Annotated in this window: 16 protein-coding genes; 9 read left to right on the forward strand and 7 right to left on the reverse strand. The window is 69.7% G+C overall.

What is annotated here, in order from left to right; translation table 11 throughout:
• Position 1 precedes the first annotated feature (1 nt).
• Together NM203_RS08740 and NM203_RS08745 are read left to right on the forward strand one after the other, a co-directional pair.
• Positions 2–472 (forward strand): acyl-CoA thioesterase, encoded by a 471-nt coding sequence (locus tag NM203_RS08740; protein ID WP_255059447.1) that lies wholly within the window; start codon positions 2–4, stop codon positions 470–472.
• Positions 473–504: 32 nt separating this feature from the next.
• Positions 505–1,893 (forward strand): aspartate aminotransferase family protein, encoded by a 1,389-nt coding sequence (locus NM203_RS08745; protein WP_255059448.1) that lies wholly within the window; start codon positions 505–507, stop codon positions 1,891–1,893.
• 30 nt (positions 1,894–1,923) lie between these two features.
• Here the strand turns inward: NM203_RS08745 and NM203_RS08750 are convergent, their stop codons facing one another.
• The 4 genes from NM203_RS08750 to NM203_RS08765 all read right to left on the reverse strand — a co-directional run bounded on the left by NM203_RS08750 (position 1,924) and on the right by NM203_RS08765 (position 5,344).
• A complete protein-coding gene (locus NM203_RS08750; protein WP_255059449.1) occupies positions 1,924–2,586 on the reverse strand; it encodes a hypothetical protein in 663 nt (220 codons plus the stop codon).
• A gap of 26 nt (positions 2,587–2,612) precedes the next feature.
• The gene (locus NM203_RS08755) at positions 2,613–3,665 is read right to left on the reverse strand and encodes an alpha/beta hydrolase (protein WP_303624380.1); all 1,053 of its coding nucleotides are present in this window, start codon (positions 3,663–3,665) and stop codon (positions 2,613–2,615) included.
• A gap of 243 nt (positions 3,666–3,908) precedes the next feature.
• On the reverse strand, positions 3,909–4,571 hold the full coding sequence (tenA, locus tag NM203_RS08760) for a thiaminase II (protein WP_255059450.1): 663 nt from the start codon (positions 4,569–4,571) through the stop codon (positions 3,909–3,911).
• A 2-nt stretch (positions 4,572–4,573) separates the two neighbouring features.
• Positions 4,574–5,344: an SDR family NAD(P)-dependent oxidoreductase gene (locus NM203_RS08765; protein WP_255059452.1), complete on the reverse strand. Its 771-nt coding sequence runs from the start codon at positions 5,342–5,344 to the stop codon at positions 4,574–4,576.
• 101 nt (positions 5,345–5,445) lie between these two features.
• On the opposite strand from NM203_RS08765, the gene NM203_RS08770 reads away from it, so the two are divergent.
• Genes NM203_RS08770 through NM203_RS08780 form a run of 3 tightly spaced genes read left to right on the forward strand, consistent with a single transcriptional unit; the run spans position 5,446 to position 7,234 of the window.
• A complete protein-coding gene (locus NM203_RS08770) occupies positions 5,446–5,940 on the forward strand; it encodes an RNA polymerase sigma factor (RefSeq protein WP_255059453.1) in 495 nt (164 codons plus the stop codon).
• Complete coding sequence (locus NM203_RS08775; RefSeq protein WP_408633317.1) at positions 5,937–6,527, forward strand: methylated-DNA--[protein]-cysteine S-methyltransferase; 591 nt, start codon at positions 5,937–5,939, stop codon at positions 6,525–6,527. Before NM203_RS08770 ends, NM203_RS08775 begins: the two co-directional genes overlap by 4 nt.
• Positions 6,524–7,234, forward strand: coding sequence for a 2OG-Fe(II) oxygenase (locus NM203_RS08780; protein ID WP_255059454.1), 711 nt, complete (start codon positions 6,524–6,526; stop codon positions 7,232–7,234). Before NM203_RS08775 ends, NM203_RS08780 begins: the two co-directional genes overlap by 4 nt.
• Here NM203_RS08780 and NM203_RS08785 read toward each other — a convergent pair.
• The gene (locus NM203_RS08785) at positions 7,231–8,118 is read right to left on the reverse strand and encodes a LysR family transcriptional regulator ArgP (protein ID WP_255059455.1); all 888 of its coding nucleotides are present in this window, start codon (positions 8,116–8,118) and stop codon (positions 7,231–7,233) included. The two genes, NM203_RS08780 and NM203_RS08785, sit on opposite strands and share 4 nt — an antisense overlap.
• A 125-nt stretch (positions 8,119–8,243) precedes the next feature.
• Here NM203_RS08785 and NM203_RS08790 point away from each other — a divergent pair, with 125 nt between their 5' ends.
• Positions 8,244–9,185, forward strand: a complete 942-nt coding sequence (locus NM203_RS08790; RefSeq protein WP_255059457.1) for a DUF808 domain-containing protein — start codon at positions 8,244–8,246, stop codon at positions 9,183–9,185.
• On the opposite strand, the gene NM203_RS08795 is transcribed toward NM203_RS08790, so the two are convergent.
• Together NM203_RS08795 and NM203_RS08800 are read right to left on the reverse strand one after the other, a co-directional pair.
• Positions 9,186–9,680: a hypothetical protein gene (locus tag NM203_RS08795; RefSeq protein ID WP_255059458.1), complete on the reverse strand. Its 495-nt coding sequence runs from the start codon at positions 9,678–9,680 to the stop codon at positions 9,186–9,188.
• 56 nt (positions 9,681–9,736) lie between these two features.
• Positions 9,737–10,924, reverse strand: a complete 1,188-nt coding sequence (locus NM203_RS08800; RefSeq protein ID WP_255059459.1) for a serine/threonine-protein kinase — start codon at positions 10,922–10,924, stop codon at positions 9,737–9,739.
• Between the two features lie 126 nt (positions 10,925–11,050).
• On the opposite strand from NM203_RS08800, the gene lysE reads away from it, so the two are divergent.
• From lysE to NM203_RS08815, 3 genes are all read left to right on the forward strand, one after another.
• The gene (gene lysE / locus NM203_RS08805; RefSeq protein ID WP_255059460.1) at positions 11,051–11,650 is read left to right on the forward strand and encodes an L-lysine exporter; all 600 of its coding nucleotides are present in this window, start codon (positions 11,051–11,053) and stop codon (positions 11,648–11,650) included.
• Positions 11,651–11,740: 90 nt separating this feature from the next.
• Positions 11,741–12,391 (forward strand): hypothetical protein, encoded by a 651-nt coding sequence (locus NM203_RS08810; RefSeq protein ID WP_255059461.1) that lies wholly within the window; start codon positions 11,741–11,743, stop codon positions 12,389–12,391.
• A 158-nt stretch (positions 12,392–12,549) separates the two neighbouring features.
• The gene (locus NM203_RS08815; protein ID WP_255059463.1) at positions 12,550–13,641 is read left to right on the forward strand and encodes a YeiH family protein; all 1,092 of its coding nucleotides are present in this window, start codon (positions 12,550–12,552) and stop codon (positions 13,639–13,641) included.
• Positions 13,642–13,650 lie beyond the last annotated feature (9 nt).

Consider the following 13,650-nt stretch of genomic DNA (forward strand, 5'->3'; position numbering starts at 1 on the left):
GATGAGTCTCGTCAGTTCGGTTCCGCGTCCGCATCCGGCGCGCCTGGAGTTCACCACGTATCCGGTGTGCAATCCGCTCGAGGCCCGCTACGCCGACATGGACTCCAACGGGCATCTCAACAACATCGCCCTCGAGGCGATGCACGAGAACACCCGCGCGACGCTCAACCGCGGCGCCTTTCCCGGCGTCTACGAGAACGCGACGCGGCGGTACCGACTGGTGGCGGCGAACCACGTCGTGCACTTCCTGCGCGAAGCGCACTGGCCCGCGACGATCCAGACCGCGGGCGGTGTCGGCCGTATCGGCCGAACGTCGTACGTGGTGGCCACCGCGCTCTTCCTCGACGACGCGTGCGTGAGCCTGTGCGACACCGTGCTGGTGGTGCTGGATGACCACGGCCCGACCGAGATTCCACAGGACGCGCGCGAGCGGTTGGAAGGTCTGATGCTGCGAGCCGACGACCCTCGCTAGCTCCGCGCCGCCACCGGGGATACGGTCATGGCATGACTGCTTCATCCGAGACCAAGACCCTGCCCAACGGCCAGGACGTCGAGTCCGCGATCGCCGAGGGTAAGCGCGCCTACGAGCTCGACCGGCAGCACGTCTTCCACTCGTGGTCGGCCCAGGCCGCCCTCAAGCCGATGACGGTCCTGGCCGCCGAGGGCTCCTACGTGTGGGACGGCGACGGCAACAAGCTGCTCGACTTCTCCGGGCAGCTGGTGTTCACGAACATCGGCCACCAGCACCCGAAAGTCGTTGCGGCCATTGCCGAACAAGCGGCCAAACTCTGCACGATCGCGCCGCAGCACGTCAACGCCGCCCGTTCGGAGGCCGCGCACCTGATCGCCGAGCGCACGCCCGGCGATCTGAACCACGTGTTCTTCACCAACGGCGGCGCCGACGCCGTCGAGCACGCGGTCCGGATGGCCCGCCTTCACACCGGCCGCTACAAGGTGCTGTCGCGCTACCGCTCGTACCACGGCGGCACCGACACCGCGATCAACCTCACCGGTGACCCCCGCCGCTACCCGAACGACTACGCCAGCGCGGGCGTCGTGCACTTCAACGGTCCCTTCCTGTACCGCTCGTCGTTCTACGCGGAGGACGAGCAGCAGGAATCCGAGCGCGCGCTGGAGTACCTCGAGCGGCTGATCCAGCACGAGGGCCCGTCCTCGTTCGCGGCGATCATCCTCGAGTCCGTGCCCGGCACCGCGGGCATCATGGTCGCCCCGCCCGGATACATGGCGGGTGTCCGCGCGATCTGCGACAAGTACGGCATCGTGATGATCGCCGACGAGGTGATGGCGGGCTTCGGGCGCACCGGAAAGTGGTTCGCCATCGAGCATTTCGACGTCATCCCCGACCTGCTGACCTTCGCCAAGGGTGTCACCTCCGGCTACGTGCCGCTCGGCGGTGTCGCCATCAGCGACGCGATCTACCAGACGTTCGCCGAGCGCGCCTACCCCGGCGGACTCACCTACTCGGGGCACCCGCTGGCCTGCGCCGCGGCCGTCGCCACCATCACCGCCATGGCGGACGAGGGCATGGTGGACAACGCCGCCCGCATCGGTGACGACGTCCTTGGGCCCGGCCTGCACAAGCTGGCCGCGCAGCACCCGTCGGTGGGCGAGGTACGCGGGCTCGGCGTGTTCTGGGCGATCGAGTTAGTGGCCAACCAGCAGACGCGCGAGCCGCTGGCCCCCTACGGCGGATCCAGCCCCGCCATGGCCGAGGTGCTCGCGGCGTGTAAGGCCAACGGTCTGCTGCCGTTCGCCAACTTCAACCGCATCCACGCGGTGCCCCCGTGCAACGTCAGCGACGCCGAGGTCAACGAGGGCCTGCAGATGCTCGACGCGGCATTGACGATCGCGGACAAGCACGTCACCGGTTAGTCGGCTCCTCGCGCAAGCGCTCGTCGGTGGCTAACCGCCGAGTTCGCCCGCGATGCCGCGTTCGAGACCGAGCCGCGTCGGCTCCGGCAGCACGATGAGGCCGGCGAGTTCCCTGCCCGCGAGCTCGTAGGCCTGCATCCGCTCCGGCGGCGTGGCGGTGGAGTCACCCGCGACCCGCAGCAGACTCTGCGCCCGCGCGATCCGCTGCTGCGCGTCTTGGGAGAAGTCGCTTCTGCGCACCCGCAGCGCCTCGGACTCGGCCGCGTTGAACGCCGTCACGTAGTCCTCGACGGCGGCCAGGTACGCGTTGGCCGATTCGCGGTCGTCGAGCAGGTCCTCCGCCCGCTCCGGTCGCAGCACGTCCGCTCGCAGCTTCGCCTTGTGGAAGCGCATCACCATCTCGTTGCCGACATCGGTCATCAGCGGGAAGTCGAGGAGCTTGGCCGCATCCAATTCGTAGCCCAGCCAGCGGGTGTCCGTGTGGTCGTGTTGCTGAACGGTCCTGGTGATGCTGCGCCACAGCCCGGCCTGCGCGTGCGTGCCGTCCACATCGCGAGGCGCGACGTCGGGCGCCGCCACCTCGGTGTCGGGCGACCGCTTACCCCGCCGCAGCGCGGCGGACGCCGCCCATATGGCACCGGCCAACGGCACCAGCAGGAGCAACAGCTCGGCCAATCGGAAGACGAGACCCACGAACCCAGGATGCCACCGAACCGCGACTAGACAGCCGCGACGACGGCGCAGGCCCCCCGGTGCACGTACTCCCGGTAGGTCGACTCGAGGAACCGCGTGCTCTCCACCGCGCACCGGCGAGCGTGCGACGAGTCGACGAGGTCGAAGGCGTGCCCCGCCTTCGGCAGTTCGACGTAGTCGACTCGACCGTTGCCGCGAGCGCGCAGCGCGTCCCGAAACTGCCGCGCCTCGTCGACGGGGATGATGCTGTCGTGGTCGCCGTGGATCAGCAGGAACGGCGGCGCCTGGTCGTGAATGCGCATGATGGGCGACGCGGCCTCGTAGATCTCGGGATGACGGTTCTGCTTGCGCCCCACGACAACTCGCTCGAGGAACCCGGTGAAGCTCCGCCGAGTGGGGGTCGAGCGGTCCTGCCAGTCGTAGCGTCCGTAGATGCCGACGACCGCGTCCACCGAGGTGTCGGCGCTCTCCGTCAGCTCGCCTCGGAAGGCGGGATCACCCGGCGTCAGGGCGGCCAACGCCGCGAGGTGACCGCCTGCCGAGCACCCGGCGATCGCAACGAAGTTCCGGTCGCCACCGAACTTGTCGACGTTGGATCGCGCCCAGGCGATGGCCGCGTTGACGTCGGCGATGTGCCGCGGCCAGCGGTGCACCGGGGAGACCCGGTAGTCCATGGTCAGGCACACCCAGCCCTTCTCGACCAGGTGGGACAGCAGCGTGTGCCCCTGCAGCACTCGGGTGCCCTGCACCCAGGCGCCACCCGGCACGAACAGCAGGACGGGAGCGGGGCCACCGGGCAGATCCTTCCGGCGCCAGACGTCGAGTTGCTGCGCCGGATGATCACCGTACTGAACGGACTTGCGGTACAGGTTCTTTCGGCGCTGACCGCTGGCCCGCAGGAACGGCGGGATGCGGTCGACGTCCTCGTTGTCGATCACACCGGCGACGGACTCGCCGAAGTGCCTGCTGATCGCGGCCTTGGCCGCGGGGCCGGCGTAGTGGCCGCCGTACAGCGCCATCGCCGTCAGACCCGCGAAGGGTTCGAGATGCTTACCGATCACGGGCAGCGACGAGTACATCCGGGTGGATGCCAGCGCGAGATCGAGGGGGTGCAGCCTCACAGAACCACCGACTCGCGAGGAGTCTGATCGGCCGGGAGTTCGCACGACGCGCACGCCGAGCTCTCCAGATCGAACGTGCCGCACCGGGGACAGATGTATTCGAGCATGTTGCACACCTCGTGAGGACGGGTCATCGTGCGCCGTCGTCTCCAGCGCTGGCCGGGAGTTACCCCCCGTGCAGACCGGTGAAACCAGCTATTTTCAGACCGGCCACGCCTCTCGCCGGTACGCGGCGTCGAAGAACATCCACTCGTAGCGCGACGTGGTCGTGAAGTGCTCTCGAGCTGCGGATTCGTCCGCTTGGGTCAGCGTCGGACCCACCCGATCCGTCAGCGCCACCACCTCGGCGACCGTGTCGGCGAACTCCTCGCCCCCGTAGGTGTCGATCCACTTCTGGTAGCGCGCATCGGTGGAACCGCGGGCCAGCAGGGCCTCTCCGACCCGCGCGTAGATCCAGTAGCAGGGCAGCACCGCTGCCAGGCCATCGGCGAACGTGCCGCTGTACACCGTGGCGATCAGGTAGCTGGTGTAGGCCCGCGTGGTGGGCGCGACGGGGATCTGCGCTAGGAGCGCGGGATCGAGGCCCAGTTCGGGCAGCAGCGTGGTGTGCAACCCCAGTTCCACGTCGAAGACGTCGGCCGCGTGCCGAGTGAACACCGCGGTGTCGGCGAGGGTTGGCGCTTTGGCTCCGACGACGGCGAGCGCCCGCGCGTACTCGCGCAGGTAGTACACGTCCTGAGCGACGTAGTGCCCGAACACCTCCGAGTCGAGCGAGCCGTCGGTGAGCCCGCGGACGAACGGGTGCTCCAGGGTGGCGGCGAAGATCGGCTCGATGCCGCTCCAGAGATTCTGCGACCAGGTCATGGCTAGAACTTGCCGTAGCCGCCGTCGATGAGCAAAACGTCGCCGGTCTGATAGCTGCTCGCCGAACTGGCCAGGTACACCGCGACGCCGGCGAGGTCTTCTGCGGTTCCCCAGCGCCGCAGCGGAACTCGCGGCAGCACGCGTTCGGCGAAACGGTCGGAGGCGAGCAGCGCGTCGATCATCTCCGTCGACACCCAGCCGGGTTCGATGGCGTTGGCCCGGATACCGAACCGGGCGAGTTCGACCGCGAGGCTGTTCACCAGTGCGACGACGCCCGCCTTGGCCGCGGCGTACGCGTGCTGGCGGGGCATCCCCTGGTGCGCGCCCATGCTCGACACGGCGATCAGGCTGCCGCCGCGACCGACGTCGACCATCTGACGAGCCGCCTCCCGCAACGTGACGAACGCGCCGTCGAGGTTGATCGCCGTCACCGCACGGAAGTCGTCCAGCGAGGTGTCGAGCAGCGGCGAGTAGTAGCCGGCCACCCCCGCGTTCGCGAAACACGAGTCCAGGCCGCCCAACTCGTCGCGGACCCGCTGCATCGCCGCCCCGACCGCGGCCTCGTCGGCGACGTCGGCCGCGACGCTCAACACGGGGTTGCCGAAGGACAGCAGCGTCTCCTGTGCAGATGCGAGGCGCTCGGCCGACCGGCCGATGATCGCCACCGCGGCGCCCGCCCGCGCCAGCCCACCGGCCAATCCGAGGCCGATACCGGAACCACCACCGGTCACCACGGCGACGTGGCCGTGCAGGTCGAACGGGTTGTCGCTCACGGCGCAAGACTAACGACCTCACGTTTGCGGCCCGGCGAGCGTCTACCGTGTATGAACGACGCACGCCGCGCAACACGCGCGCCTATCCTGACGCCGATGCGATGACAGCGAAGATTCCGTTCGAGCGGGCGATCCACGACCACGGCGCCACCGTGCTGCGAGTGTGCAGGACCGTGCTGGGTGCCGGGCCGGACGCCGACGACGCCTGGTCGGACACCTTCCTGGCGGCGCTCCGGCACTGGCCCGACCTCGCCGACGACGCCAACGTCGAGGCCTGGCTGGTCCGGGTCGCGCAACGCAAGTCCCTCGACGTGACCCGCGCCCGCGCCCGTCGCGCCGTGCCCGCCGCCGACGTACCCGACCGGCCCGCCCCGCGGGCCTCCGGCGACGGCGACGTCTGGCGCGCGGTGGCCGAACTGCCCGAGCGGCAGCGCCTGGCCATCGCCTACCACTACCTCGGCGGACTCCCGCACGCCGAGACCGCAGAACTGATCGGCGGCAACGCGACATCCGTACGCCGTGCCGCCGCCGACGGCATCAAGTCGCTGCGCAGGTCCTACCGCGCAGCGGCCGAAGGAGAAGAGAGCACACCGTGACCGACACCGACCTGTTCCCCATCGGGGACGCATACCTGAACGCACTGCACTCCGCCCTCGTCGACCGCGCCGCGTCGGACGGCCTGCTCGACGTCGCCTACCGCACCGTCGACTCGCCCGTCGGCACCCTGCTGCTCGCGACCACCGGCGCCGGCCTCGTCCGCGTGGCCTACGAGCGCGAGGACTTCGACCGCGTGCTCGACGTCGTCGCCGCGAAGGTGAGCCCGCGCATCCTGTCCGCACCCGGACGTCTGGACGCGGTCACCCGACAGCTCGACGAGTACTTCGCGGGCACCCGCCGCGAGTTCGACGTGCCACTGGACTTCGCGCTGTCGGCGGGATTCCGGAGGACGGTGCAGCACTACCTGCCCCGCATCGCCTACGGGCACACGGCGTCCTACCGCGACGTCGCCGAGAGCGTCGGCAACCCGAACGCCGTTCGCGCCGTCGGCACCGCCTGCGCAACCAACCCGCTGCCGGTCGTCGTCCCGTGCCACCGGGTGTTGCGAAGCGACGGCAGCCTCGGCGGCTACGTGGGCGGGGAAGCGGCCAAGTCGACGCTGCTGAGCCTGGAGCGGGCCGCATGAGCGACCGCTGGGCGCAGCGCGTCGCGACCGCCGACTGGGCGGCCGTCACGGCCGAGATCGACGAGCACGGTGGCGCCCTGCTACCGGAGCTCGTCACGCCCGCCGAGGCCGCCGCCCTGCGCGGACTGTACGACGGCCCCGGTTTCCGCAGCACGATCGACATGGCGCGGTACCGCTTCGGGTCGGGCGAGTACCGCTACTTCGCTCATCCGTACCCCGACGCGGTGCGGCACCTCAAGCAGGCGCTCTACCCGCGGCTGCTGCCGATCGCGCGGGACTGGTGGACCCGGCTCGGCCGCCCGGCGCCGTGGCCGGACGACCTCGCCGACTGGCTGGACATCTGCCACGCGGCCGGGCAGCCGAAGTCGACGGCCATCCTGCTGCGCTACGTCAGCGGCGACTGGAACGCGCTGCATCGGGACCTGTACGGCGACTTGATCTTTCCGCTACAGGTCGTCGTCAACCTGAGCGCGCCGGGCGTCGATCACACCGGCGGGGAGTTCCTTCTCGTCGAACAGCGGCCGCGCGCCCAGTCACGCGGGACGGCTCAGTCGATACCGCAGGGCCACGGCTACGTCTTCACCACGCGCGAGCGTCCGGTGCGCTCGGCACGCGGCTGGTCGGCGGCCCCGGTGCGGCACGGGGTGTCGACGGTGCGGACCGGCGAGCGGTTCACCCTCGGCCTGGTGTTCCACGACGCGGCCTAATGGCGTAGCTTCGCGGCGGCCGCCGCTTCCACCGCAGCCGTGACCTCGGCGACGAGCGCGCTGTCGATCTTCCAGCACTGCCAGAACAGCGGGACGTCGAGGTGCACGTCGGATACCCGGACGAACGCGCCGTCGGCGATCGCGCGCTCGGCGACCTGTTCGGGGTACATCCCCCAGCCCAGGCCCGCGCGCACCGCCGCGGCGAAGCCCTCCGCCGTCGGCACGTAGTGCACCGGCCGTGGCACAGTGCGCCGAAAGGCTTTGCGCACCAACATGTCCTGTAGGGCGTCGTCGCGATTCCAGGCGAGCGACGGCGCGCTGGCGACGGTGTCGACGGTGAACACGTCGGCCAGTTGCTGCTCGGCGTAGGCGGGGCTGGCGACGGGGATGTAGCGCATCACGCCGAGGGGGTGCACCCGGCAGCCCGCCACCGGTGCGCGCTCGGTGGTCACCGCACCCATCACCGTGCCCTCGCGGAGCAGTCGGGCGGAGTGGTCCTGGTCCTCGATCCGCACGTCGTACAGCGCGTCGGGCAGCGTGCCGAGGACGGCGGTGAACCACGTCGCAACGGAGTCGGCGTTCACCGCGAGAGCGATGCGCGTCCGTTCGCCTGTACCGTCACCCGCGGTTTCGGCCAGCGCCTCGGATTCCAACAGGGCCGTCTGCGCGGCCAGTCGCAGCAGCGGGATGCCCGCCGCCGTTGGCTTGCAGGGCTTCTCGCGGACGACGAGGACCTGCCCGACGCGCTGCTCGAGTGCTTTGATCCGCTGGCTCACCGCCGACGGGGTGACGTGCAGCCGGTCGGCGGCCGCGTCGAAGCTGCCGTGCTCGATCACCGCGGCGAACGCCGCGAGTTGATCCGCACCCAACCGGCCGTTGTGCATGGTGAGCGATTCTAATCGTCGCGCAAGATCTTCAGCATTCCTTAATAGGGTGGGGCTACTTCACAGAACGCGCCGCGCCGGGTCCACCCTCGGCGGGTAGCCTTCGGAGTCATGGCGGGGACGCGATGAGCGCAGGTCTGTTCGGACTTCTGGATGACGTCGCCGCGCTGGCGCGACTGGCCGCGGCGTCGATCGACGACGTCGGCGCGGCAGCGGGCAAGGCCACCGCGAAGGCCGCCGGGGTCGTCATCGACGACACGGCAGTGACACCGCAGTACGTCCACGGCATCGCCGCGTCCCGTGAACTCCCGATGATCAAGCGCATCGCGATCGGGTCGCTGCGCAACAAGCTGGTGTTCATCCTGCCCGTCGCGCTGCTGCTCAGCGTGTTCGCGCCGTGGGCGCTGCCCTATCTGCTCATGGCCGGCGCGACGTTCCTGTGTTTCGAGGGCGCCGAGAAGGTCTGGGGCTGGATCAGCGGCTCCGATGCCCACGCCGCACCCGCCGCCGTCGAGGGCGAAGACGTCGAGAAGACGATGACCTCGGGTGCCATCCGCACCGACTTCATCCTGTCCGCCGAGATCATGGTGATCGCACTCGACGAGGTCGCCGATCAGACGTTCTGGCTTCGCCTCGGCAGCCTCATCGTCGTCGCCCTCATCATCACGGCCGCGGTGTACGGCGTTGTCGCGCTGATCGTCAAGATGGACGATGCGGGACTGGCGCTGGCTCAGCGCTCGTCGACGGTCGCGCAGAAGGTCGGCCGGGGTCTGGTGGCGGCGATGCCCAAGGTGCTGTCGACGCTGTCGATCGTCGGCACCGTGGCGATGCTGTGGGTGGGTGGTCACATCCTCATCGCGCAGAGCGACAAAGCCGGCTTCACTGCGCCCTACGACCTGGTGCACCACGCCGAGGAAGCGGTCGCACATGCGATCGGAAGTGCCGGCGGTGTCGTCCCGTGGCTCGTCAACACCGGCATCTCCGCGGTCCTCGGCCTGGTGATCGGCGCGATCGTGGCGACCATCGTCCACGTCCTGCCGTTCGGCAAGAAGAAGGCCGACCACTGATCAGCCGTGGCCCTGCTCCGCGGGTAGCGGCGGCGGCAGCGGGGTCGACGGCTCCGACGACGACTCCGCCGTGGGCGCTGCGCTCGCCGGCGCCTCGGGCCCGCTGTAGGTCTGCCACGGCTCGTCGCGGATGACCTTCTCGCCCACGCTCACCAGCAGCGCCGACGGTGTCACCGTGTAGGAGACGCCGTCTCCCTCGGCGACGAACCCGTTGTTTCCGGACGGCTCCGCGTCGACCGCGAGCTTGGCGCCGTCGCGGACCCGCACCCCGCGGTATTGATATTGACCGTCGGACGACTTGCAGACCGCCACGCGGGACGTCGCGGTACTACCGAAGGCAACCGCGGTGCTCGGCGAGGCGCAACTGGCCCAGGAGTCCACGAAACCCTGGTCGTCGATGGCGGGCGCGGCGAGCGCCTGCTGCGTCCCGGCGGCGAGCAGTGCCAGCACCGCTGCCGCGGTGGCCGCGTTCCGCACCTGCGATCGCCTGATCATCGAGTTCAAGGTGACCACGTCTCAGCTGGCAAAGCGAGCGGCCACGCCGAACGGGATCACCCCGATCTGCCGTTTCCGTTCCCGTTGCCGCGTCCGGGGCGACCTTCACCCTTCGGCTTCTTCTCCTTCGGCGGCTCGGGCGCCTGCGTCACCGGTGTCACGGTCGGTGTCGGGCTGGTGGTAGTCGGTGGCGGCGGCGGAGTGGTCGAGGTGCTGGTGCTGATTGGCTCGGGTTCGGGTGTCGACGAGAACGGCCCCATCATCGCCAGCGCCCACGCCGCCACCGCGAAGGCCGCCACTATCCCGGCGACGAACGCGAATCGCCTTGCACGCGAATGCTTTTCCTGCGAAACGACTGGCGCAGGGTACACCGATGACACCGGCGGCTGATCCATCACCTTCGTAGCCGGTCGGCGCGCGGGGGTGACGGCGGCCAGCGCCGCTCGGTCGCCCGCCAGCGCGGCGCGCATCTGTCCGGCACTCGCGAACCGATGGTGCGCATCGCGGGTGAGGGCGCGATCGACGACCTCGGCCAGCAGCGGATCGACGTCACCGCGAAGCCCGGTGAGCGGCGGCAGCGGTTCGTCGGTGATCGCGCGGGCCAGCGCCGCCAGGTTGTCCTGCTGGTACGCCGGCGCGCCGAGCAGCGCCTCGTACCCGACCAGACCGGCAGCGTAGAGGTCGTCGGCCGCCGAGGCCGGGGCGCCGAGCACTCGCTGCGGGCTCAGGTAGCACATGGTGCCCACGAGTTGGCCGGTCGTGGTGGGAGCGGAACCGCTCGACTTGGCGATGCCGAAGTCGGCGACCTTCACTCCGCTCGGGCAGAGCAGGATGTTGGCCGGCTTGATGTCCCGATGCAGCACCCCGGCCGCGTGCGCCGCCTGCAGAGCGGCCAGCACCTGGTCGAGCACCGCACGCACGCGTGGCGGGTCCATCGGCCCGGCCGCCATCAGATCGCCGAGCGTGTCGCCCGACAATCGCTCCATCACGATGAACGGTGCGCCGCGGTCCTCGCCGGAGTCGTACACCGTCACGATGTTGGGATGCGAGAGCGATCCAGCGGATCGCGCCTCGTCAGCGAAGCGACGACGCAAGTCGGACCGTTCACTGAAGACCGGGTACAGCAGTTTCACCGCCACCGGGCGGTTGAACCGCGTGTCCCAGCCGTCCCGCACCTCGGCCATGCCGCCCCGGCCGAGGACACCGCGCAGTTCGTAGCGCCCCGCGAGTAGGTGACCGGTCACCCAGTCAACGTAGCCATCCACCGAGCATGCAAACCCTTCCGGCCGCACTGATGTCATCAGAATGGCTAATGCATCTGAAGAATCATTAGCTGTACTGCAGAAGGCGAGCGCCCTAGCGTCGACTTCGTGACCTCACCCCTGCTCGTCGGCTTCCTCGCCTGCTTCGCGCTGATCGCGGCCATCGGGGCCCAGAACGCGTTCGTCCTGCGCCAGGGGATTCGTCGCGAGCACGTCCTGCCGGTCGTCGTGATGTGCACGGTCTCCGATCTGACCCTGATCGCCGCGGGAATCGCCGGCATCGGCGCCCTGATCAGCGCCCATCCCGGCGCGCTCGCCGTCGCCAAGTTCGGCGGGGCGGCGTTCCTGCTCTGCTACGGACTGCTCGCGGCGCGGCGAGCGTGGAGGCCGTCGACTCTGACGCCCGCCGATGCGGCGCCCGCCAGCCTCGGCGCGGTGCTGGCCACCTGCGCCGCGCTGACGTTCCTGAACCCGCACGTGTACCTCGACACCGTCGTCCTCCTCGGCGCGCTGGCTAACGAACAGGGTGACGGGCGTTGGCTTTTCGGCCTCGGCGCCGTCCTCGCCAGCGCGCTCTGGTTCACCGGCCTCGGATTCGGCGCCAAACGGCTCGCGAAGTTCTTCGCGACGCAGCGCACGTGGCGACTGCTCGACGGATTCATCGCAGCGTTCATGATCGCGCTGGGCGTCTCGCTCGTCGTGTCCTGACAAGCGGTGACACCAGACTTTCACTGCTCGAACCCTTCTCGTCACCTCTGCGACGGCTCCGCGACCGACGGGGCGAGTGCAATGGCCGCCATGCCAGAGACGGAAACCCACGAAGTACGCGACGAGGTCGTCGACGTCGAGGTCGGCGTCGTCCGCACCGAGGACGACGCCGACGACACCGCACACGACGTCAAGGCGAGGGCGCGCAGCCTCGCGATCCGCCACCTCGCGCAGCGCCAGCTGTCGGCCGGGCAGGATCTGAGCACACGCCTCGTCGAGGCGGCCACCGACGCCTCGGTCGCCGTGACCCGCGCCCCAGCCACTGTGGTCACCGAGATCCGCAGTGGTGCAACGCTTCCCACGGCGATCAGCCGCAGCGGGAGCTCGGTCCGCGAGGCTGTCGGCACTGCAGGGCAGCAGGCCCGCGCCGCGGTGGGCGAGTACGTCGGCACGCAGGCCGCGCTGCCCAACGCCGTCGTCGTCGGTGCCGCCGACATCGCCGAGACCGTCCTGCGTGCTCAGGGTGCCGTCGCCGCAACAGCTGTGAACACCGCGTTCTCGGTCGCCGTGGCGGCCACGCAGGGTGGCGACGTCCGGGAGACGATCGGCCGGGAGCGCGCCGCGCTGACGGCCAAGCGCGAGACCGTGCGCGGCGACGTCACCGCGTCGTGGGACCGGGCCCGTGACGAGCTCCGCGGTGCCGTCCGCGACTACGACGAGCTGGCCACGGCCTTCGGCTGACTGTGCGCGGGTTGCGCTCGCGCTGAGCACAACCCGCGCACTCGCCGGTAGCGGGCGGTACCGTCGCGACGCGTGAATGAGGACTGGCTGGCCGTCATCGTCGGTCTCGCGCTGCTCGCACTCGTACTGGTCGGCGCGCTTCCCGGCAGCGTGATCCCGTGACCGTCGTCGAGCGCAAGCCCACCGTGGTGTACGCCGTGGTCGGCGTGCTCGTCGTACTACTGCTAGGCGCCGCGACTCGGTACCTCTCGGTGCAGGTGCCCGTGTGGACGAAGGGCACCGCGCTGGCCGGCATCGGGAAGTCGATCGAGTTTCCGATCTACGCGATCGCGCTCGGCCTGATCGGCAACGTCGTGCTCACCAAACTCGCCGTCCGCGATGCACTCTCACCCGGCTTCCGCACCGAGTTCTTCATTAAGACGGGTCTGGTGCTGCTCGGTGCCTCGATCAACCTCAAGCTCCTCGTCACCGCGGCCGGACCCGCGATTCTGCAGGCGCTGCTGCTGATTTCGATCGTCTTCGGGTTCACGTGGTGGCTCGGCGGCAAGCTGGGAATCGACGACAAGCTACGCGCCCTGCTCGCGTCCGCAGTGTCCATCTGCGGTGTCAGCGCCGCCATCGCCGCTGCGGGCGCGGTGCAGGCGAAGAAGGAGCAGCTGGCCTACGCGGCCTCCCTGGTGATCGTCTTCGCCCTGCCGTCGATCTTCCTGTTGCCCTGGCTCGCGGGTGTCTTCGGTCTACCGGACGCCGTCACGGGCGCGTGGATCGGCGGCAACATCGACACCACCGCGGCGGTCACCGCGGCGGGCACGCTGGCGGGCGAGGACGTGCTGAAGATCGCGACCATCGTGAAGACGACGCAGAACGCGTTGATCGGCTTCGTGGCGATCGCGCTGACGGCGTACTTCGCCCTGAAGGTGGAGCGCAAGGACGCACGCGCGGCCCGCCCGACTCTCGGGCAGTTCTGGGAGCGCTTCCCCAAGTTCGTCCTCGGCTTCGTCGCCGCGTCGATCATCGGCACCCTCTACCTGCAGTGGGGCGGCGATAAGGCCACGCTCGCCACGGTCGACGACCTGCGCACCTGGTTCCTGATCTTCGCGTTCGTCGCCATCGGCTTGGAGTTCAGTGTCAAGGGCCTGCGCGAGGCGGGCTGGCGGCCGGTTGCCGTCTTCGCTTCGGCGACCGTGGTCAACATCGTGGTGGCCCTCGGCCTGGCGCTGATCCTGTTCGGGAGCTTCACAGTCGGTTAGCGGTTACGC

The organism is Mycolicibacterium arenosum (assembly GCF_024320865.1).
GTDB classification, from domain to species: Bacteria; Actinomycetota; Actinomycetes; order Mycobacteriales; family Mycobacteriaceae; genus Mycobacterium; species Mycobacterium arenosum.

Bases quoted from the DNA above. Each gene is read 5' to 3' on its own strand.
- NM203_RS08770 (WP_255059453.1), top strand. From the start codon at position 5,446: ATGACAGCGAAGATTCCGTTCGAGCGGGCGATCCACGACCACGGCGCC.
- NM203_RS08780 (WP_255059454.1), top strand. From the start codon at position 6,524: ATGAGCGACCGCTGGGCGCAGCGCGTCGCGACCGCCGACTGGGCGGCC.
- NM203_RS08740 (WP_255059447.1), top strand. From the start codon at position 2: ATGAGTCTCGTCAGTTCGGTTCCGCGTCCGCATCCGGCGCGCCTGGAG.
- NM203_RS08785 (WP_255059455.1), bottom strand. From the start codon at position 8,118: ATGCACAACGGCCGGTTGGGTGCGGATCAACTCGCGGCGTTCGCCGCG.
- NM203_RS08810 (WP_255059461.1), top strand. From the start codon at position 11,741: ATGCCAGAGACGGAAACCCACGAAGTACGCGACGAGGTCGTCGACGTC.
- tenA (WP_255059450.1), bottom strand. From the start codon at position 4,571: ATGACCTGGTCGCAGAATCTCTGGAGCGGCATCGAGCCGATCTTCGCC.
- NM203_RS08795 (WP_255059458.1), bottom strand. From the start codon at position 9,680: ATGATCAGGCGATCGCAGGTGCGGAACGCGGCCACCGCGGCAGCGGTG.
- NM203_RS08745 (WP_255059448.1), top strand. From the start codon at position 505: ATGACTGCTTCATCCGAGACCAAGACCCTGCCCAACGGCCAGGACGTC.
- NM203_RS08790 (WP_255059457.1), top strand. From the start codon at position 8,244: ATGAGCGCAGGTCTGTTCGGACTTCTGGATGACGTCGCCGCGCTGGCG.
- NM203_RS08755 (WP_303624380.1), bottom strand. From the start codon at position 3,665: ATGTACTCGTCGCTGCCCGTGATCGGTAAGCATCTCGAACCCTTCGCG.